This window comes from Gilvimarinus sp. 1_MG-2023, assembly GCF_030548285.1.
Genome location: NZ_JAUOSC010000008.1, coordinates 41,148 through 66,947 on the forward strand (window position 1 = coordinate 41,148; position 25,800 = coordinate 66,947).

General features: G+C 52.0%; 27 protein-coding genes and 1 tRNA gene. 7 read left to right on the forward strand and 21 right to left on the reverse strand.

Annotated elements, in window-relative coordinates; translation table 11 throughout:
- Positions 1-37: 37 nt before the first annotated feature.
- From Q4563_RS10505 to Q4563_RS10535, 7 genes are all read right to left on the reverse strand, one after another.
- Positions 38-817: a DsbC family protein gene (locus Q4563_RS10505; protein ID WP_303604481.1), complete on the reverse strand. Its 780-nt coding sequence runs from the start codon at positions 815-817 to the stop codon at positions 38-40.
- 97 nt (positions 818-914) lie between these two features.
- Positions 915-1,823: a site-specific tyrosine recombinase XerD gene (gene xerD / locus Q4563_RS10510; RefSeq protein WP_442903752.1), complete on the reverse strand. Its 909-nt coding sequence runs from the start codon at positions 1,821-1,823 to the stop codon at positions 915-917.
- 126 nt (positions 1,824-1,949) lie between these two features.
- Positions 1,950-2,309, reverse strand: coding sequence for a 50S ribosomal protein L19 (gene rplS / locus Q4563_RS10515; protein ID WP_442903753.1), 360 nt, complete (start codon positions 2,307-2,309; stop codon positions 1,950-1,952).
- A 26-nt stretch (positions 2,310-2,335) separates the two neighbouring features.
- Positions 2,336-3,049, reverse strand: a complete 714-nt coding sequence (trmD, locus tag Q4563_RS10520) for a tRNA (guanosine(37)-N1)-methyltransferase TrmD (RefSeq protein ID WP_303604525.1) — start codon at positions 3,047-3,049, stop codon at positions 2,336-2,338.
- A gap of 72 nt (positions 3,050-3,121) precedes the next feature.
- On the reverse strand, positions 3,122-3,661 hold the full coding sequence (rimM, locus tag Q4563_RS10525) for a ribosome maturation factor RimM (RefSeq protein WP_215976349.1): 540 nt from the start codon (positions 3,659-3,661) through the stop codon (positions 3,122-3,124).
- Positions 3,662-3,675: 14 nt separating this feature from the next.
- On the reverse strand, positions 3,676-3,921 hold the full coding sequence (rpsP, locus tag Q4563_RS10530; RefSeq protein ID WP_215976348.1) for a 30S ribosomal protein S16: 246 nt from the start codon (positions 3,919-3,921) through the stop codon (positions 3,676-3,678).
- A 233-nt stretch (positions 3,922-4,154) separates the two neighbouring features.
- A complete protein-coding gene (locus Q4563_RS10535; RefSeq protein WP_303604482.1) occupies positions 4,155-6,053 on the reverse strand; it encodes a beta-ketoacyl synthase in 1,899 nt (632 codons plus the stop codon).
- A 145-nt stretch (positions 6,054-6,198) separates the two neighbouring features.
- On the opposite strand from Q4563_RS10535, the gene Q4563_RS10540 reads away from it, so the two are divergent.
- Positions 6,199-7,200, forward strand: coding sequence for a GlxA family transcriptional regulator (locus Q4563_RS10540; protein ID WP_215976346.1), 1,002 nt, complete (start codon positions 6,199-6,201; stop codon positions 7,198-7,200).
- Positions 7,201-7,217: 17 nt separating this feature from the next.
- Here Q4563_RS10540 and Q4563_RS10545 read toward each other — a convergent pair whose 3' ends face one another.
- The 3 genes from Q4563_RS10545 to Q4563_RS10555 all read right to left on the reverse strand — a co-directional run bounded on the left by Q4563_RS10545 (position 7,218) and on the right by Q4563_RS10555 (position 9,465).
- The gene (locus tag Q4563_RS10545) at positions 7,218-7,817 is read right to left on the reverse strand and encodes a class I SAM-dependent methyltransferase (RefSeq protein WP_336623033.1); all 600 of its coding nucleotides are present in this window, start codon (positions 7,815-7,817) and stop codon (positions 7,218-7,220) included.
- Positions 7,818-7,917: 100 nt separating this feature from the next.
- Complete coding sequence (locus Q4563_RS10550) at positions 7,918-8,397, reverse strand: Hsp20 family protein (RefSeq protein WP_215976344.1); 480 nt, start codon at positions 8,395-8,397, stop codon at positions 7,918-7,920.
- A 141-nt stretch (positions 8,398-8,538) separates the two neighbouring features.
- Complete coding sequence (locus tag Q4563_RS10555; protein ID WP_303604484.1) at positions 8,539-9,465, reverse strand: TIGR01777 family oxidoreductase; 927 nt, start codon at positions 9,463-9,465, stop codon at positions 8,539-8,541.
- A 116-nt stretch (positions 9,466-9,581) separates the two neighbouring features.
- Between Q4563_RS10555 and Q4563_RS10560 the strand changes: the two genes are divergently transcribed.
- Positions 9,582-10,013 carry a universal stress protein gene (locus tag Q4563_RS10560; RefSeq protein WP_303604485.1) on the forward strand — a complete coding sequence of 144 codons (432 nt, stop codon included), beginning with the start codon at positions 9,582-9,584 and terminating at the stop codon, positions 10,011-10,013.
- Between the two features lie 53 nt (positions 10,014-10,066).
- On the opposite strand, the gene Q4563_RS10565 is transcribed toward Q4563_RS10560, so the two are convergent.
- The 10 genes from Q4563_RS10565 to thrS all read right to left on the reverse strand — a co-directional run bounded on the left by Q4563_RS10565 (position 10,067) and on the right by thrS (position 18,606).
- A complete protein-coding gene (locus Q4563_RS10565) occupies positions 10,067-10,813 on the reverse strand; it encodes a SapC family protein (protein ID WP_215976341.1) in 747 nt (248 codons plus the stop codon).
- A 195-nt stretch (positions 10,814-11,008) separates the two neighbouring features.
- A tRNA-Pro gene (locus Q4563_RS10570) sits at positions 11,009-11,085 on the reverse strand.
- A gap of 117 nt (positions 11,086-11,202) precedes the next feature.
- Entirely contained in the window at positions 11,203-11,571 is a 369-nt protein-coding gene (locus Q4563_RS10575) for a MerR family transcriptional regulator (protein ID WP_215976340.1), read from the reverse strand.
- Positions 11,552-11,860: an integration host factor subunit alpha gene (gene ihfA / locus Q4563_RS10580; protein ID WP_215976339.1), complete on the reverse strand. Its 309-nt coding sequence runs from the start codon at positions 11,858-11,860 to the stop codon at positions 11,552-11,554. Before ihfA ends, Q4563_RS10575 begins: the two co-directional genes overlap by 20 nt.
- A gap of 11 nt (positions 11,861-11,871) precedes the next feature.
- Complete coding sequence (gene pheT, locus Q4563_RS10585; RefSeq protein ID WP_303604486.1) at positions 11,872-14,250, reverse strand: phenylalanine--tRNA ligase subunit beta; 2,379 nt, start codon at positions 14,248-14,250, stop codon at positions 11,872-11,874.
- Between the two features lie 53 nt (positions 14,251-14,303).
- The gene (gene pheS, locus Q4563_RS10590; protein ID WP_215976337.1) at positions 14,304-15,341 is read right to left on the reverse strand and encodes a phenylalanine--tRNA ligase subunit alpha; all 1,038 of its coding nucleotides are present in this window, start codon (positions 15,339-15,341) and stop codon (positions 14,304-14,306) included.
- Between the two features lie 112 nt (positions 15,342-15,453).
- Positions 15,454-15,813: a 50S ribosomal protein L20 gene (gene rplT, locus Q4563_RS10595; protein WP_215976336.1), complete on the reverse strand. Its 360-nt coding sequence runs from the start codon at positions 15,811-15,813 to the stop codon at positions 15,454-15,456.
- A 33-nt stretch (positions 15,814-15,846) separates the two neighbouring features.
- Positions 15,847-16,044 carry a 50S ribosomal protein L35 gene (rpmI, locus tag Q4563_RS10600; protein ID WP_215976335.1) on the reverse strand — a complete coding sequence of 66 codons (198 nt, stop codon included), beginning with the start codon at positions 16,042-16,044 and terminating at the stop codon, positions 15,847-15,849.
- A gap of 61 nt (positions 16,045-16,105) precedes the next feature.
- Positions 16,106-16,666: a translation initiation factor IF-3 gene (infC, locus tag Q4563_RS10605; protein WP_442903754.1), complete on the reverse strand. Its 561-nt coding sequence runs from the start codon at positions 16,664-16,666 to the stop codon at positions 16,106-16,108.
- Entirely contained in the window at positions 16,666-18,606 is a 1,941-nt protein-coding gene (thrS, locus tag Q4563_RS10610) for a threonine--tRNA ligase (RefSeq protein ID WP_303604487.1), read from the reverse strand. The genes infC and thrS overlap by 1 nt, the downstream gene beginning before the upstream one ends.
- Positions 18,607-18,803: 197 nt before the next feature.
- On the opposite strand from thrS, the gene Q4563_RS10615 reads away from it, so the two are divergent.
- The 5 genes from Q4563_RS10615 to xthA all read left to right on the forward strand — a co-directional run bounded on the left by Q4563_RS10615 (position 18,804) and on the right by xthA (position 23,508).
- Entirely contained in the window at positions 18,804-19,427 is a 624-nt protein-coding gene (locus tag Q4563_RS10615) for an HvfX family Cu-binding RiPP maturation protein (RefSeq protein ID WP_215976333.1), read from the forward strand.
- A gap of 86 nt (positions 19,428-19,513) precedes the next feature.
- Positions 19,514-20,137 carry an RNA polymerase sigma factor gene (locus tag Q4563_RS10620; RefSeq protein WP_303604488.1) on the forward strand — a complete coding sequence of 208 codons (624 nt, stop codon included), beginning with the start codon at positions 19,514-19,516 and terminating at the stop codon, positions 20,135-20,137.
- Entirely contained in the window at positions 20,131-20,361 is a 231-nt protein-coding gene (locus Q4563_RS10625; RefSeq protein WP_215976331.1) for a zf-HC2 domain-containing protein, read from the forward strand. The genes Q4563_RS10620 and Q4563_RS10625 overlap by 7 nt, the downstream gene beginning before the upstream one ends.
- Positions 20,362-20,478: 117 nt before the next feature.
- Entirely contained in the window at positions 20,479-22,629 is a 2,151-nt protein-coding gene (locus Q4563_RS10630; RefSeq protein ID WP_303604489.1) for a carboxy terminal-processing peptidase, read from the forward strand.
- A gap of 63 nt (positions 22,630-22,692) precedes the next feature.
- Positions 22,693-23,508 (forward strand): exodeoxyribonuclease III, encoded by an 816-nt coding sequence (gene xthA, locus Q4563_RS10635; protein ID WP_303604490.1) that lies wholly within the window; start codon positions 22,693-22,695, stop codon positions 23,506-23,508.
- Positions 23,509-23,551: 43 nt separating this feature from the next.
- Here the strand turns inward: xthA and Q4563_RS10640 are convergent, their stop codons facing one another.
- A complete protein-coding gene (locus tag Q4563_RS10640; protein ID WP_303604491.1) occupies positions 23,552-25,789 on the reverse strand; it encodes a response regulator in 2,238 nt (745 codons plus the stop codon).
- Positions 25,790-25,800: the final 11 nt, after the last annotated feature.

Sequence of the window (25,800 nt, forward strand, 5' to 3'; positions counted from 1 at the left end):
AACGCTTGCTGTGATGGCTAGAGCCAGCTAAGAGCGACTACTCGCCCTGAGCAAAGATTCCTACCATATCTTCGGGGGGACGATAACCCAAGTGCAGCTCGCCATTCGGCAACATAATCGCTGGGGTCGCGTTAACACCAAGCTGACCACCTGTCACAAAATGACGGGCAATAGGAGCGGACTCACAAGTTTTTTGGTCCACCGGCTGCATTGCTTTCAGTTTATCCAAGGCTGCCTGCTGGTCGTCCGCACACCAAGCACTCTCAAGCTTTGCGGCAGAAGGGCTGCCAATACCAGCACGCGGGTAGGCCAAATAGCGAACCTCAATCCCAAGATCGCTGTAACCGGGCTTGAGCTCGCCTTTTTCCCGGTACTGGTGCATATGGTTATGCAAACGACGACAGTATCCGCAGTCAACATCGGTGAACACATACATGACGTGCTTGGTTTCACCTTCTGGCTTAAAGTTAATAGTTTCATCATCGCTCAGACCGGCCAAAAAGTCTTTGCGAGCATCAATCAAGTAAGGATCTTGTACTTGAGTAAAACCGGTTGGGGCAATTTCCAGCAGATCACCGACAACAGCATGCTTGCCGTCGGGCGTGACCATTAACGTAGGTCCGCCGACGATTTGAACCGAATACAATCCATCGATCACAGAGGGGCGAACTGGGCCTAGCTGTGAAGCACCACCCACAGCAGGAGCCAGGGCTTGAGTGATGGTTTCTTCGGGGCTCAACGCTTCCGCCGAATCAGCCGAATCTTGCGCCGCAACGCTCAGAGGAGCCAGAACACAGGCCAGCAAACCAGCCTTCACATAATTTATCCACATAATAACTATCTCTAAAACACGTTAATCGGAGTGTACCACAATCACCCTTTGCCATTTGGCTACACACGCCAGCTTATCAGCGCTATCCCCTAGGGTGATGCATCTTATGCAAACTTTGCATTCGCGCCTGAGCCACGTGGGTGTAAATTTGCGTGGTCGATAGGTCACTATGGCCCAGTAATAACTGCACCACACGTAAATCGGCGCCATGGTTAATCAGGTGCGTGGCAAACGCGTGACGCAAGGTGTGCGGCGACAAAGGCTTTTCAATACCAGCCACCCGAGCCCAATGCTTAATGCGGTACCAAAACGTTTGGCGCGTCATGGCCACACCGCGTGTACTGGGAAAGACCGCCTCACTGGGACGCGCCGCCAACAACTCAGAACGCTTTGAGGTGATATACCGTTCAAGCCAATAGGCCGCCTCTTCACCCAATGGCACCAATCTTTCTTTACTGCCTTTACCCAACACACGCACCACGCCTTGGCGTAAATTGAGCATAGGTAGGGTGAGCTGGGTTAGCTCAGTGACGCGCAAACCGCAGGCATAGAGCAACTCCAACATGGCTTTATCGCGCAAACCTACGGCATCGTCCACATCGGGGGCCGACAATAGAGCTTCGACATCGCTTTCGGTCAAAAGTTTAGGCAATGAGCGAGGTAATTTAGGATTCTCAATGCCGGCTAATGGATTTTCACTGATGGCGTTTTCCCGCAGCTGAAAGCGGTAAAACCCTCGCAAACACGATAATAAGCGCGCCGTTGAGCGGCTGGAGTAATTGGCACTGTGGCGCCAGGCGAGATAAGCCATCACTTGTTGCCCGGTAACAGCGTTTAGGTCATCCTCGCCCTGCTCATCCAACCAGCGGGCAAAATGAGTAAGATCACGCTGATAACTTTGACGAGTGTTATCCGCCAGGCCCTTTTCCAGCCACAGGCTGTCGAGATATAGACGAATACTGGAGTCGACACTATGCGAAAGGGCTTTGATAACCGTGTCCTTATCGGGAGTAGATTGGCTATTATGCTGTCCAAACCAAAAAACTCAAGGCACAAAAAAGCCGACCCTTGGGTCGGCTTTTTTGTGCTTGGCAAAATCGACAAATAATAACGTCGATTATGCGCCCAGCTTTTCTTTAATACGAGCCGCTTTACCGGTCAGGTCACGCAAGTAGTACAGCTTGGCCTGACGCACATCACCGCGACGCTTAACAGCAATGCTGTCAACCTGACGGCTGTGAGTTTGGAAAGTACGCTCAACGCCAACACCGTAAGAAATTTTGCGCACGGTGAAAGCAGAGTGCAAACCGCGATTACGCTTAGCGATTACAACACCTTCGTAGGCCTGTAGACGCTCGCGGTTACCTTCGGTTACTTTTACCTGAACCACAACGGTATCACCCGGTGCGAATGCTGGTACGTCTTGCTTGAGCTGTTCGTTTTCGAGCTCTTGAATAATCTTGTTGGTCATCTCTATTCTCCTGAGATTCTGTAGCTTCACAGCTAGAGTGAGTCGTTTTCAAGGTCCCGACGAAAGTCCGTCAACAGCGTTTGCTGCTCCTCGGTTAAGTCTTTGTGTTGCAATAAATCTGGCCGTCTTAGCCAAGTTCGCCCCAGCGCTTGTTGTAAGCGCCAGCGCCGAATTCTTTGGTGATCCCCTGAGAGTAAAACCTCAGGCACCTTGTCACCCTCAAGTATTTCCGGGCGCGTATAGTGCGGATGGTCCAGCAAACCGTCACTAAAGGAGTCTTCCTCGGCCGATTGTTTATCGCCCAGCGCGCCGGGTAACAACCGAATCAGAGCATCCATCAATACCATAGCCGGCAACTCGCCGCCAGACAGTACATAGTCACCAATGGACCATTCTTCATCCACTATTGACTCGATCAGGCGCTCGTCGATACCTTCGTAGCGCCCGGCAATTAAAATCAAATTGCCTTCGGTGGCCATTACTTGAGCGGCCTGTTGGCTAAACTTTTGCCCCTGCGGGGACAAGTAAACCACTTTAGCGGCACCGGTCCAGGCTTTAGCGGCATCAACCGCATCGGCCAAAGGCTGCACTTTCATTAGCATGCCAGGGCCGCCGCCGTAGGGGCGATCATCCACTGTACGATGCTTATCAACGGTGAAGTCCCGCGGGTTCCAACACTCGATGGCGACCCGGCCCTCCTTCACCGCGCGCGCGGTTATGCCACTTTCCGTCAAGGCCGCAAACATTGGCGGGAAAAGCGTAATGACAGCCAACTTAATAGGCGCCTGCTCCGCTTTATCGGTCACGTTGACCCCCTGCTAGAATGCCGGATCCCAATCAACCGCTAGGGTTCGGGCTTCTAAATCCACCTCAAGCACATACTGCCCAGGTATATAGGGCACTAAGCGTTCGCGATCATCCACACTGCTTTGATCGGCTTGAACCACCAGCACATCGTTAGCACCGGTCTCCAGTATTCGGCTGACGCACCCCAAACGGGTTTGTGTGCCGCCAAAACGGGAGATAACGGCCAAGCCTTGCAGCTGATGCCAATAGAACTCGCCTTCGGCCAGATCCGGCAACTGCTGTCGCTCAACCGCTATAGTTGTACCAGCATAAGTGGCAGCCGTATCGCGATCATCAACACCTTTGATATGGGCCACAAAGCCCTTACCGTGGGGACGAACCGCGTCTATATCGACTGTTTTCACCCCGTGGGCTGTTTTCAGCCACCAAGGGTGGTATTCAAACAAGTTCTCTGCGGGCTCGGTGCCAGAGTGGATTTTCACCCAGCCCTGAATACCAAATACCGCAGTGATACGCCCGACATCCACCAGATTAGAAGACTCTGTCGTCATCGGGCTAACAGCAATTAAGCGGCAGCTTTGGTTTTGATCAGCTTAGCAACACGCTCGCTAACCTGGGCGCCTTGGCCTACCCAGTAGTCGATACGGTCTTGATCGATACGCAGGCTTTCTTCCTGGCCGCGGGCGATTGGGTTGAAGAAACCAACACGCTCGATGAAACGGCCGTTACGTGCACTGCGGCTGTCGCTTACGGTCAGGTGGTAAAAAGGACGCTTTTTGGAGCCACCACGAGACAGACGAATAGTTACCATTGATGCTTTCCTGTAGTTGTATCAGATGGGTTTTCCCCATCATTGTTAAAACTGGTTCACGCAAGCGAGCTTAAGCCGATTGCGAAAGGCGCCGTATTCTAAGGTAAAGAAGTGGCTTTGTATAGCACTATTGCCGCCCAGCTGGGCAAAAAATCATCACCCACTGCAATGACTGCCCTAGCGGCTGGTCAAAACTGAGCCGGCGGGCACACTTTAGCGCTACTGGCCTGCCATCACACCATGTCGTCAAAGCGATTAGGCAAGTCGAGGTTCACGGCCTTGGCAAACCCCGGCAGGCGAATTTCGCCATCGACAAATTCAATTTTCGACTCGTCAATCAGGCCTTCACCAAACTGGTAAATAGTGCCGAAATCACCGCGCAGCGCGGCCTGGTCATATTGTTCAGCCTGAGTGCGGGTCTGTTCGCGCAAAGCTTGGTAGCGAGCAAAACGGTCGGCACCATAACGTTTTTCCAGCATTTGATCCACCACTTTCGGCGATAACACGCTGGCGGTGGCGTTGTTACCGCCAAACCCTTTGGAATTCAAAAAGGCAACATCAATCCCCTCTTGCGGGGTGAAATCGGCAACCTGAATATTCAGACGATCAGCAAAAACGTCATCGGCAACCCGATCGATGGTTTTAACCCCAGGTACTATCCCATATTTGAACGTCCCCAAGCTGGCAATCAATTGATCACCGCTGGCCGGTGACAGCGAGTGCCCCACAAAGGCTTTAATAGCGGCGACAGGCCAGTCGGTTATGCCAAAATACTCAGCCACCTGATCGAATATTTGCGACTCGGTCACCCTGTTTTGCGGAGTACTGGAGCCGTGTGCGTGCACCATAGAGCGCTGGCGCACCACTTCATCACCGACAATAGCGCGGGCCGAAGCCACCGCCTTGGCAAAGGTAATATGGTTGCCGGGCCCCGGAGCTGAAATCGATTTTTTGTAGCCGTCGGCATTGATAAACACATCATTGACTGCGCCGTGAATGTCAGCGCCTAACTCTAGCGCCAATTCGTCATCCATCAGCACAATATACTGCGATGACTCGGCGATGGTAAAACCGCAATTTTCCCCAAAGGGGCGACTGCTGCGCGCCGGGTCGGTGTCATCGCTGCCGTCTATTTTCTTCAGTTTCTCTTCGGTAGCCAGAGCACCCATGGTGGCGTAGCCATCAATAATTTCCGATGTAATGGGCGCCTCAGCATTACCCACCACAGCCACACGACAACGGCCCGAGCTAATATCCTCCACTGCCGCACGCAGGTTGTACAAGAACGAGGCGCAGGCTCCGGCAATGGCGCCAGTGTGCCCGACACTACCCAGGATATAAGCATTAACAAAATCCGCCGGCATGCTGTTCAGCCCCAACGGACACTGCTTCGTGGTCACCCTGCCACCGAGCAAACGCGATTTCAGCAGACCACCGAAGCCATTTTCATCCATTTGGCTCATTACGTTGCTGGCATAAACTCCCACCTCATCGGGCAAGACCGAAGCGGCCACCTGCGCCCACTCAATACCCATCGAGCGCACCGCATCGGATGCACCTATCACGGCCAGTTGCAAAGCGCGGGGATGAAAGCGGGCGTTGTATAAATCTTCTGGATTGAAACCCTGCGGCAGTTGGCCGGCTGATTTCACCGGCATGTCGCGGTAACTGTCGAGCTTAACCTCGAGCGACTGAGAAATATCCACCCGCACCTGCCGTTCTTCCAGCTCGGTAACTGTCCAGTTTTCGGGTACCGGCTCTGGCAAATCGCGAGCCTTTAATATGAAACTCTGGGTGCCTTCCTCGATATTAAGCTTGGCGGATTTTTGCCAATGCACCGAATCGACATCAAAAAAGCGACCATCGATACGGCGAATCAGGCTACCAGCGCGAATAGTATCGCCAAACTGCGCCTCAATTTGTGCCAGCGTCAGCGCTTGCCCCTGGTCATCACACCACTGCCCTTCTTGGCACCGAACCAACCCCATCATCACGCCAAGGCCTGCCAGAGTTTCCTGCCGTTCATACTCGGGCAAGCTTTCTAAAACCATACGCCGAAAACCTTGGTGCCCGGAGCTACGACCCGCAGCATTAAAACCGCCAAAACCTACAATAACGGGCAATCGGGACATGTTTTTCTCCTAACAAGCGACAATAGAGGGTCTAACATTAATAGGCTGGCAGTGTATTGCTATACAGCCCAAGCGAACAGGGTCATAATGGCCATATGAAATGGCATATTAGCCAAACACACTCCTTTGAGTAGCTTTTTGCAACATGCAGACAGAACAGACCCACATCACCTTCGTGTTGACCGAGAATATGCTGGCCACAGGGACGGTATTACCGATGGAGATGCTGCGCACCGCTCAGCTGGCATACAACTCAGACAAGGCCGCAGGCGACCGGCAAATCGAGCTCAGCACCACCGCGCAAGCCAACGCCTTATTGAGCGCTCCTGCGGGCTTACAATGGGTGCCCGATACCACGTTGGACTCTGCCGGCGTGCCGGATATCATTTATTTACCCGCATTATGGCGCAACCCCCGGCCCACCTTACAACGTTCAGGCGAACTGATTGACTGGTTGCGCGCCTGTCATGAAAACGGCTCAGCGCTGTGCGCCGTGGGCACGGGCTGCTGCTTTATGGCCGAAGCCGGCTTGCTAGACGGTCAAGCAGCCACAACCCATTGGCATTACTTTGATCAATTCCAACGCGACTACCCAGAGGTGAAATTAAAAAGGCAGCACTTTATCACCCAGTCCGGTCGACGCTATTGCGCCGCCAGCGTTAACTCTCTGGCCGATCTGACAGTGCACTTTATTAGCCGGTTGTTTAACCGCTCCATTGCCGGCCATGTAGAGCGTCACTTCTCCCATGAAATACGACGCTCTTATGAAAGCTCGGCCTATTATGAAAATGATGACCACCCACATCCGGACGAGCAAATGGTGCAAGTTCAAATGTGGTTGCGAGACAACTATGCGCGATTTAGTTCAATGAACGAACTGGCCAAACGCTTTGATATGAGCACCCGAACATTAAATCGGCGCTTTAAAAGCGCGACCGGCTTAACCCCGCATACTTACCTGACCAATGCCCGAATGGCTGTCGCTCGAGATTTATTAAAAACCAGCAATTTAAGCATTAGTGAAATCGCCGAGCGCTGTGGCTATCAAGATACTGCCTATTTTGCCGATTTATTCAAACAACACCTAGACACCAACCCTAGAGACTACCGCGCCACGGTCAGGGCCAAGCTGTTTAGTTCGCAATAAAATTACTTCAGGAAAATTTAAGGCTTTTGCAATAAAACGACATCAGCGGCCGGGAAAGTGAGTGTTGCGCCCCACTGCTCGGCCAACCATCGAAAGGTTGACTCGCTAAAAAAACAAACGTGAGTAAGATCATTTTTATAGTGCCAAGTAGCGAAGGCGGCTTGGCTTTGCACCCGCTTAGTCATAATCGCCAACACCCCTTGAGGGTTAACTCGCGACCATAGCCGATCTAACTCCCAGTGCGGGTTATGCAGATGTTCTACCACCTCGGTGGCGGTAATAAAATCATAGTATCGGTCAAACACCGCTTTATGTGGAGCGTAAAAAATATCGTAGATATCCATCTCAAAGCCCGCCGATTGCAACATATCTTGCAGCGCCGGCCCCGGACCGCAACCAAAATCGAGCCCTTTTGCAGGAGGCGTTATAATCTCCAAAAGCGGCTGCGCCAAGCGATTTAAAAAGCGCCGGTAACCCTGATCGAAAATGTCATTTTCGTGCAGATCGTATTCGGCTTTTTCTTTTGATGCTGACAGTAAAAACTCTTGCCCAACAAACACCAAATCACACTGCCCACACTGCCAATAATGACGTTTGGTGTCGCGATAAAAACCCACTAGCCGCACACACCGACAAAGCGGGCAACAATTACCGGACATAAAAAAAGTGCCGGCAAAACCGGCACAAGTCAGGGGTTAAGATAGTGAGCAGCGGCATTTAGGCGGCGGCTGAATCATTGGGCTTTTGTTCCTGTCCAACACGAGATTGCTGGCCGGCGGTGGATATTTCAATTGTGCGAGGCTTAATAGCCTCCGGCACTTCGCGAACCAAATCGATATGCAGCAAACCATTTTCAATGTTAGCGCCTTGCACTCGCACATGATCGGCCAGCTGAAAGCGACGCTCAAAGTTGCGCGCTGCGATACCGCGATGTAAGAATGTACGCGAGTCGTCGTCTTCGGTTTTTTGTCCGGCAACGGTTAAATTATTTTGATTTACCTCGATGTTTAATTCACCGAGATCAAAACCCGCCACCGCCATGGAAATTCGGTAGTGATCTTCGCCCGTCAATTCAATATTGTAAGGCGGATAACTGGGCTGACCTTGTTCGCTGCGGGCCATATTATCAAGCAGGCTGGCCATACGGTCGAAGCCAATAGAAGAGCGGTATAGTGGAGTAAGATCAAAATTACGCATAGTAATATCCTCAAATTCAGAGCAATATAAAGTTAGATGCCCATCACAAAGATCGGGCGGTATGTGTACTCCTCATTCGAGCGAGTACATAACCTATCTAGGGTCATCTAAATTTATTTCAAGCGTAATAAAATAATTTTTTTACAAACTGGCACTAATGGCCTGCGTTAAATCAGAATAGCGAAAGGTAAAATGCTGGTCCAATGCCTGAGCGGGCACAACCCTATTGCTCGCCAGCAGCAACTCTCTCCCAGCCTGACCGAATAACAATTGCACCGCAATCGCAGGCATTGTCACAAAGCTTGGGCGATGTAGCACTTGCGCCAGAGTGCTGGCAAAACAACGGTTACTAACCGGCTTGGGCGCGACCGCATTAATCGGCCCGCTCATCGCTGGAGAAATCAGAAGCGAAAGTATCATAGCGACCAGATCATCCAGATGTATCCAGCTCATCCACTGCTTGCCAGATCCCATGGGACCGCCCAAACCCAATTTGAAAGGCAGCAGCATCTTTTGCAGTGCGCCGCCATTGGGGCCCAGTACGATGCCAGTTCGCAACAAACACAGACGTGCACCCCCGGATTTAAACCCGAATGCCGATTCTTCCCACAAACGATACAACTGTGCAGCGAAACCTGCACCGGGAGCGGCCTGCTCAGTCACCTCAGTATCACCGGTATCTCCGTAGTAGCCAACGGCGCTGCCACTGACCACCACACTCGGAAAACGCGCGTGGTTGCGCAAATGCTCTAGCAACAGCTCTGTGGTTTCAATGCGACTGGCGAGTAGTTCGGCTTTGCGTCTGGCAGTCCAACGACTCGCCATTATCGGGGCACCGGCAAGATTGATCACCGCGTCATATCCAGCACTGTCCAAGCTGAGCAAATCCCCCACCACCAAAACGCCGGCAGGTAGTTTTTCTCGGGCCTGCCTAGGGTTGCGCGTGTACACCGTAACCCGCGCTCCTGCGGCCAGCAACTCAGGTACCAGTGCCCGGCCAATAAAACCTGTACTGCCACTTAACAGTACATTTTCCCCCTGCAAAAAATCGACAGTTTCGGTCGACATAAGCTTTGCCTCACACTAAAGTTTACATAATCGATATTTATAGATTACGTTCAATGCAAACTTTAGTTCATCGCTGGGCTGTGTTTGCTTATAACAATTAATCGCGGAGACAAAATATGGCTGGTTACCGCAAAGTCTTAGTGGCTCTTGAACTCGGTAAAGACAACCACGGTGCCCTACTGATTGCTAAAGCCCTGGAGCTGACCACAGCGCCAAACATTCATATTGCTCATATCGAAAGTCATCCCGTAACCGGGCTGGGCGACATGACCGGGCACAATCATGTAGCCAATGAGACCCATATACGCCAGCAAATTTTCCCCGATCTCAACGCTCTGGCCTCGAACAACACGATTCCTTCGACCAATCTACACATTGCCTTTGGCGATCCAACCGATGAGCTATACCGCTGTCTGGAAAACCTTGGTTGCGATCTTTTGGTTATTGGCCATCACAGTCGCTCTGGGCTCGTGGCCTCTCTCTTTCACACCACCGCCAGTGATATCGTTAGTCGCGCTCCCACCGATACTCTGGTTATCCGGCTTTAAAAACAAAAAACCGGCCAGTGGCCGGTTTTTTTTACTGCTAAAGCGTCTCGCCTTTAGGCAGCAGACAGCTTGTTACGCTTGCGTTCAACCAAGTGGTTCAGGTTGTCCAGCGATTGCAGGTGAGCGTAAATCAGCTCCAGACCATCACGCTTAAACAGATCCAACGCCTGTTCATCAGTCAATTCTTTTAACTTTTCACGCTTGATGGTGTAGAAGCCTTTGATGCTCATGTTCTGATCTTCGTTGGTACGGAACTCGATATTAGCCTGCATAGGCTCCAATAAATCGAGTTCTTTCAACTGCTTACAGAAGACTTTAGTCATTTCCGCGCGGTATTGATAATCCTGCAAGAATTTCAGGATATTTTGCAAAAACTCGGTTTGCTCACCCTTGTCGTCAAACAAGCGGTTGCCTTTCGAGCCATCTGCGACCAATGCTTTGCTTTTCGCATCCAAACAAAGTGTCAGCTTTTCACCGTTTTCAACGCCAGCAAACACAAAGGGGTAGCGGCGAATAAAGGCCGGAATGTAACGCGCTTCAAGCGCATTATTAGCATTAAGCATTAAGTTCTCACCACGCTCAACACCGACCACAGCCAGAGGCGTGTGCTCGCCCTGCTCGTTAGGCGAAGAGAAGATAACCGGGTACTCGGCCGCGGCCAGTGGAATCTCAGTCGCCAACAAAGGAATTGAGGTCAACTCGCTGGTAAAAGAGTGATCGGTCAAATTAACCGAGTAGTTGCGGTGCTTATCGCTAGTAACCGGTTGAATATCATCATAAATCATTAACTGCTTAGCCACGTACATACCTCTTTGTTATTGTCGGACAACGGGTAGACCCCGCGTGCCCATACCTGATTCAAAAAATAGATGCACATAGTAGCATCTTCTTAGAAGTGTGCCACCCCAGAAAGGAACGCATTCATCACAGATATACAGAGGCTCGGGCAGAAAGTGCGAGCAAGGTAGACAAGCTATTGGAAATTAAAAAGAAAATGGTCGGAACGGCGGGATTCGAACCCACGACCACCACACCCCCAGTGTGGTGCGCTACCAGGCTGCGCTACGTTCCGATAGAGGCAAGTTCCCAAGCCAGCTGGGGTCGGCCAGGGAGGTGGGCATAATACCCGAAACAGCGCAGATTGCAACTGCCTGAGGCCTTATTTTTCAGCCACTTAGACGGGTATTGATTAGCGGCGGGAATCGGGCTTAAGCACCTCAAGCAGATGCTCCAACTCGGAGATCATTTGGCTGACCAACTGACTGAATTGCGTGACATCTTGCTGTGCGGTTTCGCCGCTCATTTGTTGACGAGCACCGCCAATGGTAAAGCCCTGATCGTAGAGCAGCGAGCGAATCTGGCGGATGGTAAGCACATCAACACGCTGGTAGTAGCGGCGGTTACCCCGTCTCTTTACCGGCTTTAGCTGGGGGAATTCCTGCTCCCAATAGCGCAATACGTGCGGCTTGACCGCACATAGCTCGCTTACCTCACCAATGGTGAAGTAACGCTTGCCGGGTATTACCGGCAGTTCGTCGTTATGACTTGGTTCCAGCATAGGTTTCTACTCGAGCCTTGAGCTTTTGTCCGGGCCTGAAGGTAACAACACGCCGGGCACTAATGGGAATCTCTTCGCCTGTTTTCGGGTTGCGCCCCGGGCGCTGACTTTTATCACGCAAATCAAAATTACCAAAGCCGGACAACTTAACCTGCTCGTTGCATTCCAGAGAATGGCGAATTTCTTCAAAGAAGATTTCCACCAGCTCTTTCGCCTCGCGCTTGTTAAGGCCCAGCTCTTCGTATAATTTTTCTGCCAAATCCGCTTTTGTCAGCGCGTTGTTGGACATAGGTTTCCTGCCTATCTCAGGGCTGCACCGTACTTTTCGGTTACGTGGTTGACCACCGTATCGACATACCCGTTAATTTCTTCGTCGTTAAGAGTGCGGGAAGGATGCTGAAAGGTCAAGCCCAATGCCACACTTTTTCTATGTGGATCAATACCTTTGCCCATATAGAGGTCAAATACCTTTAAGTCAATCAAGTGCTCACCCGCGGTTTGGCCGATAGCGCTGAGAAGATCATCCACCGCCAGCGTGCGATCCACCACCAGTGCTAAATCGCGTCTAACGGCTGGAAATTTAGACAGCGGGGTAAACGCCGGCACTTTAGCCTCGAGCAGTGACTGCAAAGCCAGCTCGAAGACGAAAACACCATCGGGCAGGTCCAGTTCGTCTTGCAGCGCTGGGTGAATGGCACCCACCACCCCTATTTTTTCATTTCGACAAAAGACACCAGCGGTTTGTCCAGGGTGCAACGCCGGGTGAACGTCGGCCTTAAAGCTGAAATCAGCACCGTTACCACCCACAGCCAACAGAGACTCCACATCCCCTTTAGCATCAAAGAAGTCGACTTTGGCATCACTATCGGTCCAGTTTTCGCCGGCCACAGGGCCAAACACCAAACCTGCCAAGGTGGGGGTTTGAGCCACACCGTTGGCACCCGGCACAAATTTTTGTCCGGTTTCAAACAGGCGTACCCGCCCCTGCTGACGATTGATGTTATGACGCAGCGCACTGACTAAGCCCGGTAATAGGCTGGTGCGCATCACACCCATATCGGCACTGATTGGGTTTTGCAGGGCAACAGGGTCGATATCAGGTTCAAATTGCGCACCCATTTTTGGATCAATAAAGCTATAAGTAACCACTTCCTGATAGCGACGAGCAATTAAATGGTGGCGTAATCTGGACAGGGTTTGACGAGACTCGGTGTGAGACTTAATCGCCATGCTCTGATCGGGCACTTTGGTCGGCAAACGGTTATAGCCGTAAATACGCGCCAACTCTTCCAGTAAGTCCGCCTCAATCGAGACATCAAAGCGCCAACTGGGCACACTCACCTGCCAGCCTTCTACTGTGGTCGCGTCAATAACAAAACCCAGACGACTGAGTATATCTGCCACGGCGGCATCATCCATTTCAATGCTCAGACCGCTGACAATACGCGCTTTACGCAACTCAACCTTGTTGGCCGCTGGCAGCGAATCACTCACTTGTTCGGTAATGGGGCCGGGCTGACCGCCCACAACGCCGAGCAACAGTTCAGTTGCACGCTCCATCGCCTGGCGCGCCAAGTCATAATCGACGCCGCGCTCAAAACGGTGGGAAGAATCGGTATGTAACCCATAATTGCGAGCCCGACCGGCTATTGCAATGGGGTTAAAGTAGGCGCTTTCTAAAAAGATATCCTGGGTCGATTTACCCACAGCGCTCTCCAGGCCGCCCATAATGCCCGCCATCGCCAGAGGCTTGGCGTTATCGGCAATAAGCAGTGTGCCTTGTTTAAGCTCGATTTCTTGCTCATCCAGCAAAGTCAGTTTTTCATCGGCACTGGCTTCGCGCACAGTTATGCCGCCATCGATCTTAGCCAGATCAAACGCGTGCATGGGTTGGCCCAACTCAAGCAAGACGTAATTAGTGACATCCACCACTGCATCGATCGGGCGCAGACCGGCGCGGCGCAGCTTTTCTTGCATCCATAAGGGGCTGGTAGCGCTGACATCGATACCGCGAATTACTCGACCCAAATAGCGTGAACAAGCACCGCTGGCCGCAATAGTAATAGGCAAGGTATCGTCAAGCTGGGCGGTTACCGGCTGCGTTACCACCTCTGAGACGGGGTGACGGTTAATCACACCTAGCTCGCGGGCGAGCCCGCGCACGCTTAAACAGTCGCCGCGGTTAGGAGTAATGTCTACCTCAATCAGGGTGTCGTCTAAATTCAGGTATTCGCGCAAATCCGCCCCTACCGGTGCATCGACTGCCAATTCCCACAAACCTTCGTCGTCGTCACCTGCCTCAAGCTCGGTTTGGCCGCACAACATACCAAAGGACTCAACGCCGCGCAGTTTGGCTTTTTTGATTTTAAAGTCGCCGGGTAACTTAGCCCCAACGGTGGCGAATGGCGCTTTCAAGCCGGCCCGTGCATTGGGCGCACCACAGACCACTTGCACCAGCTCACCCTCGGGGTGGCCGGCCACCTGACAAACACGCAGTTTGTCGGCGTCTGGGTGCTGTTCTATACTGACAATTTCACCCACCACAACACCTGTAAACGCTCCGGCTACCGGCTCGGTTGCGTCCACTTCTATGCCCGCCATGGTCAGTTGATCCACCACGGTTTGCGTATCGATATCTGGGTTGACCCACTCGCGCAACCAGGATTCGCTAACTTTCATATTGCTATCTCTTTGTGCCTTTGCGGCTTCATTCTGGGTTTGTTTTGCAACCGTTAAAACTGTTGCAAAAACTTCAAATCATTTTCAAAGAACAGGCGCAGATCATTCACGCCATAGCGCAGCATGGCCATGCGTTCCACGCCGATACCAAAGGCAAAGCCGGTGTATTCGTCGGGGTCGATATTCGCGGCCCGAAACACATTGGGGTGCACCATACCGCAGCCCATAATTTCAATCCAACCGGTGTTTTTACACACTCGACAACCTTTACCGTGACATTGGGTACAACCAATATCCACCTCGGCCGAGGGCTCTGTAAAAGGAAAGTACGACGGGCGGAAGCGCACAGGGGCGTCCACTTCAAAAAACGCTTTAAGAAACTGATCCACCGTGCCTTTCAAGTCGGCAAAACTGATGTCTTTATCCACCACCAAGCCTTCTACCTGATGAAACATCGGGGTATGGGTCAGATCCGAGTCACAGCGGTAGACGCGGCCCGGGCAAATAATGCGCAGAGGCGGCTCGGACGATTCCATCACTCGCACCTGTACGGGCGAGGTGTGAGTGCGCAGGACATAGCTGCCGCCACTGGTGGCGAAGTGCTTATCTTCCACATAGAAGGTGTCGTGCATGGCACGCGCCGGGTGGTGAGCGGGAATATTGAGCGCTTCGAAGTTGTGCTGATCGTCTTCGATTTCGGGGCCTTCGGCCACCTCGTAACCCACCTGGGCGAAGATTTCGGCTATGCGATCCAGGGTGCGGGTCACCGGGTGTAAACCACCGGTGTCGCGGGCGCGGCCGGGCAAGGTGACATCGATGGTCTCCTCGGCCAATTTGGCCTCAATGGCGGCGCGCTCCAGGCGAGATTTCACCGCTTCTATGCGGGTTTGCACCTGCTGTTTGGCTTGATTAATTTTGGCGCCGGCTGCGGGGCGCTCTTCGGCGGACAGCTTGCCCAGCATTTTGGCCTGAGCACTAATTTGGCCCTTTTTGCCCAAGTACTCCACCCGGACTTTATCCAAAGCCGCTAGATCTTCGGCTTTATCAACTAATGCAAGCGCCTCATCGGTGAGCGCGGCGAGATTTTCCATCGCTGTATCCAATTATGTATTCGTTAGCAATAAAAAAGGGGAGGCCAGTACCAGCCCTCCCCTTTATCGCGTCAGTGCACGGGCGCAATACCCGTCTGCGTCATTGCGGCGATTAAGCAGCCAGAGCTGATTTTGCCTCGGCAACAACGGCAGCAAAGGCCGCTTTGTCGTGTACGGCAAGATCTGCCAGTACGCGACGGTCCAATGCGATTTCGGCTTTCTTCAAACCAGCAATCAGCTGGCTGTAAGTCATGCCTTCTGCACGTGACTGAGCGTTAATACGGGTAATCCACAAAGCGCGGAAGTTGCGCTTGTTGACACGACGGTCACGGTACGCGTATTGGCCAGCTTTGATAACAGCTTGCTTAGCAACACGAAATACGCGCGAACGAGCGCCGTAATAACCTTTTGCAGCTTTTAAAACTTTCTTGTGACGACGACGCGCCTCTACACCACGTTTTACACGGGCCATACTAAACTCCTCTTAAAATCTCAAATGAACCAATTACTTGGCGCGTAACATACGATCAACATGAACGGTATCAGCGGCGTTAAGCACGCTGGTGCCGCGCAGCTGACGCTTGCGCTTAGTGGTCATTTTGGTGAGGATGTGGCTCTTGTTAGCGTGTTTGTGCTTATAACCAGCAGCCGTCTTTTTAAAGCGCTTGGCGGCGCCAGAGTGTACTTTAGCTTTTGTTGCCATGAGATAAAACTCCGCATTTACAATGATTAATATTCAGTAACCTAGGCAGCTAAAAGCCCGACTACTTTCTCTTTCTCGGGGCCATGACCATAATCAGTTGGCGACCTTCCATTTTAGGCCGTTGTTCCACTGTTGCCAGTTCCTCAAGGTCTTTCTCGATGCGTAGCATCACGTCCATCCCGAGTTCCTGGTGAGCCATTTCACGACCGCGGTACCGAAGCGATACCTTAGCCTTGTCCCCGTTTTCTAGGAAACGTATCAGGTTGCGTAGCTTGACCTGATAATCCCCATCTTCCGTCCCTGGACGAAACTTCATTTCTTTAATTTGCTGCTGCTTTTGTTTCTTCTTGGCAGCAGCTTTGGTTTTCTTAATTTCAAACAGGTGCTTACCGTAGTCCATCACTTTACAAACTATCGGCGTACTATCAGGCGCTATTTCAACCAGATCCAAATCGGCATCTTGTGCCACTTTTAGAGCATCTGTCAGCGGGACTACCCCCACCTGCTCTCCGTCAGCACCGATCAGTCGGACTTCAGTCGCTTCAATTTGATCGTTAATACGGGCTTTCTTGGATTTGCCTTTAGCGTTATCTCTTTTGATAGTGTCTATCTCCTGTTCGATTAATCTTCCGAGTCAGACGACGAAACCCGACTGCGGCTAGCAACATCCGCTGCCAACAGGTCGGTAAATGCGTCCAAACTCATGACACCCAAGTCTTGGCCTTCGCGTGTGCGAACGGCAACCTGGCCGGATTCCACTTCTTTATCACCCGCGACGAGGATATAGGGAACCCGCTGTATAGTGTGCTCGCGGATTTTAAAGCCGATCTTCTCGTTTCTCAAGTCCGATATGGCCCTAAATCCCTTATTAGCCAAGGTTTTTTGCACTTTTTGCACATATTCGGCCTGATTGTCGGTAATATTGGCCACCACGACCTGCTCGGGCGCCAGCCAAGAGGGAAATGACCCCTCGTAGTTTTCAATCAAAATACCGATAAATCGCTCAAATGACCCCAAAATTGCACGGTGCAACATAACCGGCACCTGACGCGAGCCATCTTCGGCCACATATTGGGCATCCAGACGTCCCGGCATAGAGAAATCCACCTGAATCGTGCCACATTGCCACACCCGGCCTAAGCAGTCTTTAAGTGAGAATTCGATTTTAGGTCCGTAGAAAGCACCTTCACCCGGCAAGAGTTTATAATCGAGCTCTTTGGCATCCAGCGCATCGGCCAGTGCCTTTTCTGCCTTATCCCACACCGCATCATCACCCACACGCTGCTCGGGGCGAGTAGACAGGCGAATAATTACTTCGTTAAACCCAAAGTCGGCGTACACTTGATATAGAAGATCGGTAAACGCTGACACTTCGTCCTGAATGGCATTTTCGGCGCAGAAGATATGGGCGTCATCCTGGGTGAAGCCGCGCACACGCATAATACCGTGCAGCGAGCCGGAAGCCTCGTTGCGGTGACAACTGCCGAACTCCGCTAAGCGCAAAGGTAAATCGCGGTAGCTGCGCAAGCCCTGATTAAACACCTGCACATGGCAGGGGCAGTTCATCGGCTTAACCGCAAATTCGCGATCTTCCGATTTCAACATAAACATATCGTCGCCAAACTTATCGGCGTGACCGGATTTCTTCCACAGGCTTAGATCCACCACCTGCGGCGTGTTAATTTCCTGATAACCATTATCGCGCTGAACACGACGCATGTACTGTTCGATTTCGGTGTAAACCGACCAGCCCTTCGGGTGCCAAAACACCATACCCGGAGCCTCTTCCTGCATGTGGAACAGGTCGTACTTTTTCGCCAGTTTGCGGTGGTCACGCTTCTCAGCCTCTTCCAGACGACGCAAATAGGCTTTTAACTCTTTCTTATCGTTCCAAGCGGTGCCGTACACACGCTGCAACTGGGTGTTGTTAGCATCGCCACGCCAGTAGGCGCCCGAGACGCGCATCAATTTAAAATGACGCATAACACGGGTGTTCGGCACGTGGGGGCCGCGACACATATCGATGTATTCTTCGTGGTGGTATAGCCCCACCGCCTGTTCACCCTCGGCAATCAAACCATCCACAAGCTCGACTTTATAGTCTTCACCGCGTGCGGCGAATACCTCACGCGCCTTGGCGATGGGCGTCATCTCTTTGATAACGTCGTAGTCTTTTTTGATCAGCTCTTTAATGCGCTGCTCAATCGCCTCCAGGTCTTCCGGTGTCAGGGTGCGCTCGTATTCGATATCGTAATAAAAACCGTCGTCGATCACCGGACCAATGGCCATTTTGGCCTCTGGGTACAACTGCTTGATAGCGTGCCCCACCAGATGAGCAAAGGAGTGACGTACAACCTCAACCCCCTCGTCATCGCGACCGGTAATCAGCGAGATCTCGGCATCCTGCTCAATCAACTCACAAGCATCGACCAACTCACCATTGATGCGGCCACAAACGGTCGCCTTGGCAAGTCCGGGGCCGATATCTTCGGCAACTTGCATCAGTGTAACGGGCTGATCAAACTCGCGTTTGGAACCATCGGGAAGGGTAATTACAGGCATGTGTCATCCTTAAAGGTCAGTGGTGGCCCCTACCAAAGGCCACGTGTGAATAGGTGTTTTGCAAAAGCCCGCCAGTATAATAAAACGGACTCTTTAACGCCACCTTATAACAGCGCCGACTAACCACGGCGGCCTACTTTCTGTAACAAAAGCTCGCAGCATTCGTCTAGAAAGGAAAGACGACTGGAGATTAAAACATGGACACACTGCTTCGCTGGCGCTCGCAAACGCTCAACGCACTTACCCAGATGGATTCACTGGCAGCGCTGGCCTTAAGGCTGTACCTGGTGCCTATTTTTTGGATGGCAGGCACGCAAAAGCTGGCGCACTTTAGCGACACCGTAATCTGGTTTGGCAATGCTGAATGGGGACTCGGCCTCCCCTTGCCGGGGCTAATGGCTTTTCTGGCTACCGCCACCGAATTGATCGGCGCCATACTGTTGGCCCTCGGGTTGTTTACCCGCGCCATTACCATCCCTTTAATGGTTACCATGCTGGTGGCAATTTTTGCCGTCCATTGGGATTACGGTTGGCAGGCAATTGCCGACGCCGGAGCCCCTTTCGCCAATGAACGCGTGCTCGCTGCCACCGAAAAGCTCGATCGAGCACAAAGCTTGCTGCGTGAGCACGGCCACTACCCCTGGCTAACCTCCAGCGGCAAGTTCGTGGTGTTAAACAATGGTATTGAGTTTGCCGCCACCTACTTGATTATGCTGTTGGCGCTTTTGGTCTGGGGCCCCGGTCGGTACTTTAGCCTCGATGACCATCTTATCCGCGCGCTCACCAAACGCGCCCGCGCCCACAACAAGAGCGTCTCGTAATAATGCTATATTATATGCAACACCATAGCTTATTGCCCACCGCGCCTGTTAGGCAGCCGCGCAAGGCACCACCTAAGGGGCACCTATTGAGCGCAGCCAACCATCATACCGACGAAAAAGATCTGGTTTTCGCCGCCATCAACGGCAACGATAACGCTTACGCCGAACTGGTACAGCGCCATCATTCAATCATGGTGGCGGTAGCCGCCGCGATTGTCGGACCTTCATTGGCCGAAGATGTGGTGCAAGATGCCTGGGTTTCAGCCCACCGCGCCCTGGCAAAATTTGAACATCGCTCAAGTTTAAAAACATGGCTGCTGCGCATTGTCAGCAACGAAGCTCTAACACGCGCTAAGCGCGAATCGCGCCACATCTCCCTCGACACCCAACCCGATGAAGGCGGCTACCTCGACGACGATAACTTTAATCGCTGGGGTCACTGGGCCAACAAGCCGCCCCATTGGCACCTCGAAACCCCCGACGCCCTGCTGGAAGAGGTTGATTTACATCACTGTATTAACAAAACCCTGCTGTTACTACCGCCCACCCAGCGTGCGGTATTCCGTTTGCGGGATATGGAGCAGACCAGCTTTGATCAGATCAGCGAGCTACTGGGTGTCTCTGCAGCTAATGCGCGTGTGCTGGTACACCGGGCGCGATTAACCCTGATGAATATCATTGACAGCTATCAGGAGACCGGACGATGCTGAAATGTAAGGATGTGGCACACCGAGCCGGCGAATACCTGGAAGGCAGCCCGGATAAGCGCCTAAAATGGCAAATGCGCTTACATTTGGCTATGTGCAGACACTGTCGCCGATTTGTGCGTCATCTCACGCTAACCCAGGATCTATCCACATCGGTGGCGCAATTTGAGCCCTGCTCGCCGGACAAAAGTCAAAAAATCGTACAAAAAATCCGCAGCAAGTCGTGAATGTCTGGGTTTGGCTGGGCTGACAGAACAAATAATGCTATGTTGCTGTCTAATGATTGTTATTAATGCGCCTTAGCCCGAGGCCTTAAGCAGTACATTTGGAGCCCCAACGAGTTTATGCCAGATAAAATGCCCCCCCGCCCTACCCGCAGAGCCGTCGCAAGCCGTACATTAACCCTATTGATCAGCTTGTTGCTTGCCGTCCCCGCCTTGGCCCTAAGCCCCGAGCCACTGGAAGTGACCAAGCAGCAAGAAAAGACGACCGCGGAAATCGTACGCACCTTGCACGAGTACCACTTTCGCGACCAGACGCTCGACGATGAGCTCTCGGAAAAGTTTTTAAGCAATTACCTAGACTCACTCGATCCGGGTAAAAGCTACCTGCTGCAGAAAGATATCGATACGTTTATGCAGCACAAAGCCGAATTTGATGACGACTTTAAGAAGGGCAAACTGGATACGGCGATTAATATATACGCCACATTCCTTGAGCGTTTTATTGCCCGCTCTGAGGCCATTATTGCTCAACTGGAAGACGAGCAATACAAGCTGGGCTTCGAGACCGAAGAATCACTGCGTGTAGACCGCGATAAAACCGGCTGGCCAGCCAACGCTGCCGAGGCAGATGAGCTCTGGCGCAAGCGTATTAAAGCCGACGCCCTCAATTTAAAATTAGCGGGTAAAGAGGTTAAAGAGGCGCGCGAATTATTGATTAAACGCTACCGCAACCAAGCCCGCCGCATTAGCCAACAAACCGGTGAAGATGCATTCGGTGCTGTAATCAATTCATTCACCACTTTATACGACCCCCACACTAACTACTTATCGCCCCGCACTTTGGAAAACTTCAATATCAATATGTCCCTGTCTCTGGAAGGCATTGGGGCGATGCTGCAAAGTGAAGATGAATACACCAAAGTTGTGCGCCTCATTCCGGCGGGCCCTGCCGACAAACAAGGACAACTAAAACCCGCCGACCGTATTGTCGGTGTAGGCCAAGACGGCGAGGGTGAAATTGTCGAGGTGATTGGCTGGCGTCTTGATGAAGTGGTCGATTTAATTCGCGGCAAAAAAGACAGCACCGTGCGCCTGGAAATTTTACCGGCTAAAGCGGCTGCAGGTAGTAGCACTCACATTATTAGCATTAAACGCGACAAAGTTAAGCTGGAAGAGCAAGCCGCACAAAAAGCGGTTTTCGAGCTGAAAGATGACAGCGATAAGGCCTACAAAATTGGCGTTATCGACATCCCTACTTTTTATCTGGACTTCGCCGCTTACCGCCAACGCGACCCCGATTACCGCAGCTCCACTCGCGATGTGTTTCGTCTGTTAAGCGAATTGGCCGAGGAAAATGTAGACGGCATTGTTGTGGATTTACGCAACAACGGCGGCGGTTCACTGCATGAGGCCACCTCACTCACCGACCTATTTATTGACCAAGGACCGGTGGTGCAAATTCGCCAAACCAATCAACTGATTACCCGCAATCACCGCTCCCACTCAAAGGCCGTTTACCGCGGGCCAATTGTGGTATTAATTAATCGCCTGAGCGCATCGGCTTCGGAAATTTTTGCCGGCGCCATCCAAGATTACGGGCGCGGCATTATTATCGGCAGCCAATCTTTCGGCAAAGGCACTGTGCAAACACTGCAGCCTCTACAGCACGGCCAACTGAAAGTGACCGAATCAAAATTCTATCGCGTCTCTGGTGACAGTACCCAGCACCGCGGTGTGGTGCCCGACATTGCCCTACCCGACCTGATTGACCCCGAACTTGTCGGCGAAAGCAGTTACGACCACGCACTGCCCTGGGACAGCATTCACGCCGCCAAGCACAATCGCTACTTCGACATTCCGGCGGCTCTGCCGAGTATTACCCAGTCCCACATGGCGCGGATAAAAGAAGATCCGGATTTTGTCTACCTTACCGACGAGCTGGAATTGGCCGAAGAAATGTCCAGCCGCACCACCATCTCATTGCGAGAAAAAACCCGAATCGCTGAAAAAGATGAATACGAAAACAAGGTGCTCGCGCTAGAGAACAAACGTCGCAAAGCTAAGGGGCTAGAACCTTATAAGGCTTACTCCGATATTAACGGCACCGACGAGGAAGATGACGAAGCCGACCCAGAACAACAAGCGCTGGACGCTGGGCCGGAAAAAATCAACCCGGAAGAAGATCCCTTCCTAACCGAGGCGGGGCATATTCTGCTGGACTTTATTAAAGCGAACGAAAGTCAAGAAACGCCCAAAATCGCCAACTTCTAAACTTATTCATTATGCGGCGGCCTTTGTGGCCGCCCCCCACTGCCAAATTCAATCATACACTCCATGAAAGCTATCTCATTTAACGTCAACAGTATTCGCTCACGCCTGCATCAACTGCAAGCAGTGATTGACACGCATCAGCCCGATTTTATTGGTTTGCAAGAAACCAAAGTGGCCGATGAACAATTCCCACTGACCGATGTGGAAGCGATGGGCTATCACGTCGTCTTTCACGGTCAAAAAACCCACTACGGTGTTGCGCTTTTATCGCGCCACCCTTTTGTAACCAGCACCAAGGGTTTTGTGGGCGACAGTGAAGAATCACAAAAACGTTTTGTCGGCGGCAGCTTTGAAGTGCCTGAACACGGTTTAGTACATGTTTACAATGGCTACTTTCCGCAAGGTGAAAGCCGCGACCACCCTTTAAAGTTTCCCGCCAAAGAAAAATACTACGCTGACTTACAGCAATTATTGGAAACCCAACACAACGCCGCCGAATCCATATTATTGATGGGGGATATGAACATCTCCCATCAGGATATTGATATTGGCATTGGGGAAGACAACCGCAAACGCTGGCTGCGCACCGGTAAATGCAGCTTCTTACCGGAGGAGCGCGAGTGGCTTAACCGGCTTTTAGCCTGGGGGTTGATTGACACCTACCGCCAACATTTCCCCACCAGTGAGGCGCTGTACAGCTGGTTTGATTACCGCTCAAGAGGCTTCGAGCGCGACCCTAAGCGCGGCCTGCGCATTGATCTAATTCTGGCGACCCGGGCACTGGCAGAAAAATGCACTGCGGCGGGCATTGATTACGACATAAGAGCGATGGAAAAGCCCTCGGACCACTGCCCGATTTGGGCCGAATTTAACGCCTAAGAAAAACTCACGGGGAGTCTCTGGTTAAGCCTTCAGAGCCCCCTTAGCTATTGACTATCCCGAGATCCAACCAGCGCTGAACCCGCCCTTCAAGCGCATCAAATCGCAAAGGCTTATCGATTTGATCATCGAAGCCAACCGAGAAGAGTTCACTGACTTGCTCCTCGGTCAGCTCGGGAATCATGGCAATAACCGGAATACGCCGGCGCGAATTGTTGGTTTTTTCTTGCTCACGAATTTTCATAACTGCTGACAAACCGGAACTCTCGGGCAATTCGCTGTCGAGAAAAACCAAATCAAAGCGCTCTTTCTCCAAAATCGCCACCGCCTCGGGGCCACTGCTGACCAATTGTACGTAGCAGCCGAGCTTTTTCAGCATACCAGAGGCCACCATTTGATTAACCCGGTGATCCTCCACCACTAACACTCTTTTCGTTCCCGGCTCATCTGCCACCGGCACAATCGGTGCAGCAGGCTCTGCCTGAGTGGGTTCGGGTTCTTCGCTCAGCAATAAGCGCTGGCACAAAGCATCGTACAAATGTTTGTAGATAATCGGCTTTTCTAAACAGCTCACCTGTTTGTAATGCGCTAAGTGTTCTTGCACCTCTGGGGTGTCGCGCTGCAACACACTCATGGCAATGATTTGTTTAAGCTGGGCAGAGGTTTCGTCTTGCGCCAGCTCACGCGACAGGGCCAGCGCGTTAAAGCTGTTCAGACGGTTGTAGACAACAACGCAATCAATGGCTTCACCGGCATCTTGGCAAGCTTGTACTTTATCGACGGCTTGTTCATAACCGTAAACGGTTTGCCCTTCAACCCCCCAATTACTCAGCTCGTCTTGCAAGTCGAGGGCGACCCGATCGGGCAAATCAACCAACAGCAAGCGCTTACCTCGCAGGCGCTGATCCGCGCCCAGGATTTTACCCTGGTGACTAATGGCCTCTAGGTTGACGTTAATAAGAATTCGATTGCCACCCGTGGGCGTTTTCAGTAGGTGTACACTGCCACCCATACACTCGGCCAGCCCTTTACTGATCGACAAGCCAATACCGACCCGCCCGGTTTGCTCGGCCTCTTGCAGGCGCGACTCATCCACCTCAGCCTTAGCGTCTTCGGTACGATGATAGTGGCTGTCACTAATCACGATTTGCAATTCGCCGCGGCTCTCATCGGCCGCATCAAAGGTTACCTCGACAAAGACATTGCCCGTTACCGAAAATTTAAGCGCGTGGCCAAGCAAGCTGCTGGTAATTTGGCGCAGCCGCGCGGCATCGCCTTTTACTCGTGCGGGCAACTCCGTATCGAGCAGGTAGTTCAATTCAACGCCTTGCTGGTGAGCCTCCAGCGAGAAGTCGCGCACTAATTTAGACACCAGGCGGCGTAAATCAAATACCGATTCGTCCAGCTCTAGCGACTTGGTGGTGATTTTGGAAAAATCGACCACGTTGTTCACCAAGTCGAGCTGTCGCTCGCCAGCCTTGGTGGCCATGCTTAATAAATCGCTCTGGCGATCACTCAGCTCGGCTTCATCCACCAGGGACAAAGTGCCTAAAATATCGTTAAGTGAGACCCGAAATTCATGGCCTAGATTCACCAAAAATTCATTTTTCAAATCGATTGCGGCGCGGGAGCTTTTTTGTTCAAACTCCAGCCCACGAGCGCGCTCATCGAGAATATGGTTGGCTTCTAAGCGCTCCCAGTAACCCACACCATTCACCTTGGCTTGGTGTACGAGCATTAAGTAGAACATCACCATAATGGCAGCGTAGAGAGCGCCCTCAACCGAGCCCAACATCAGCGCTGTTCCCGCCGCCGGAATCATGCCGATAAATAAATAAATCTTGAGAAAGCGAATATAAGGAGCGAACACATTGGCCACAGAGGAGTAAAACACCACCGTATACAGCCACATAATGAGGGTTTCATCGCGCATCCCCAGCACGTGAGTGAGGCTAACGAGAATCACACTCCACCAGATAGCGCCCATAAAGGAGGCTAAAAAATACTGGGTGCGCCAGCGTCTGGGGGCTCGTGAGTAGAGCACTTCAAACCGGAACAAGTAATAACTGCGCAGCAAGGTCACCAGCATCAAACCGGTAATCAGCACGACCGCTAAATTGGTTTCACGGTGAAAAAAGTCACCAAACACTAAGCTTAAAGCAAACACCAGAAAGTTGAGCACAAGGCCCCGGCGGCTGTATTTGGCGACGCGGGCATCCGTATCGTGAATAACCTGACGGTCTTTTTGAGCTTTGCAATATGGTGTAAATAACTCGAACATAAACCCTACCC

What these genes read in the sequence shown, in the direction of transcription:
- trmD (WP_303604525.1), bottom strand. Translation starts at nt 3,049, where the DNA reads ATGTTTGCGGCCTTGACGGAAAGTGGCATAACCGCGCGCGCGGTGAAG.
- rimM (WP_215976349.1), bottom strand. Translation starts at nt 3,661, where the DNA reads ATGACGACAGAGTCTTCTAATCTGGTGGATGTCGGGCGTATCACTGCG.
- rpsP (WP_215976348.1), bottom strand. Translation starts at nt 3,921, where the DNA reads ATGGTAACTATTCGTCTGTCTCGTGGTGGCTCCAAAAAGCGTCCTTTT.
- Q4563_RS10535 (WP_303604482.1), bottom strand. Translation starts at nt 6,053, where the DNA reads ATGTCCCGATTGCCCGTTATTGTAGGTTTTGGCGGTTTTAATGCTGCG.
- Q4563_RS10540 (WP_215976346.1), top strand. Translation starts at nt 6,199, where the DNA reads ATGCAGACAGAACAGACCCACATCACCTTCGTGTTGACCGAGAATATG.
- Q4563_RS10550 (WP_215976344.1), bottom strand. Translation starts at nt 8,397, where the DNA reads ATGCGTAATTTTGATCTTACTCCACTATACCGCTCTTCTATTGGCTTC.
- Q4563_RS10555 (WP_303604484.1), bottom strand. Translation starts at nt 9,465, where the DNA reads ATGTCGACCGAAACTGTCGATTTTTTGCAGGGGGAAAATGTACTGTTA.
- Q4563_RS10560 (WP_303604485.1), top strand. Translation starts at nt 9,582, where the DNA reads ATGGCTGGTTACCGCAAAGTCTTAGTGGCTCTTGAACTCGGTAAAGAC.
- Q4563_RS10575 (WP_215976340.1), bottom strand. Translation starts at nt 11,571, where the DNA reads ATGCTGGAACCAAGTCATAACGACGAACTGCCGGTAATACCCGGCAAG.
- ihfA (WP_215976339.1), bottom strand. Translation starts at nt 11,860, where the DNA reads ATGTCCAACAACGCGCTGACAAAAGCGGATTTGGCAGAAAAATTATAC.
- pheT (WP_303604486.1), bottom strand. Translation starts at nt 14,250, where the DNA reads ATGAAAGTTAGCGAATCCTGGTTGCGCGAGTGGGTCAACCCAGATATC.
- pheS (WP_215976337.1), bottom strand. Translation starts at nt 15,341, where the DNA reads ATGGAAAATCTCGCCGCGCTCACCGATGAGGCGCTTGCATTAGTTGAT.
- rplT (WP_215976336.1), bottom strand. Translation starts at nt 15,813, where the DNA reads ATGGCCCGTGTAAAACGTGGTGTAGAGGCGCGTCGTCGTCACAAGAAA.
- rpmI (WP_215976335.1), bottom strand. Translation starts at nt 16,044, where the DNA reads ATGGCAACAAAAGCTAAAGTACACTCTGGCGCCGCCAAGCGCTTTAAA.
- thrS (WP_303604487.1), bottom strand. Translation starts at nt 18,606, where the DNA reads ATGCCTGTAATTACCCTTCCCGATGGTTCCAAACGCGAGTTTGATCAG.
- Q4563_RS10615 (WP_215976333.1), top strand. Translation starts at nt 18,804, where the DNA reads ATGGACACACTGCTTCGCTGGCGCTCGCAAACGCTCAACGCACTTACC.
- Q4563_RS10625 (WP_215976331.1), top strand. Translation starts at nt 20,131, where the DNA reads ATGCTGAAATGTAAGGATGTGGCACACCGAGCCGGCGAATACCTGGAA.
- Q4563_RS10630 (WP_303604489.1), top strand. Translation starts at nt 20,479, where the DNA reads ATGCCAGATAAAATGCCCCCCCGCCCTACCCGCAGAGCCGTCGCAAGC.
- xthA (WP_303604490.1), top strand. Translation starts at nt 22,693, where the DNA reads ATGAAAGCTATCTCATTTAACGTCAACAGTATTCGCTCACGCCTGCAT.
- Q4563_RS10640 (WP_303604491.1), bottom strand. Translation starts at nt 25,789, where the DNA reads ATGTTCGAGTTATTTACACCATATTGCAAAGCTCAAAAAGACCGTCAG.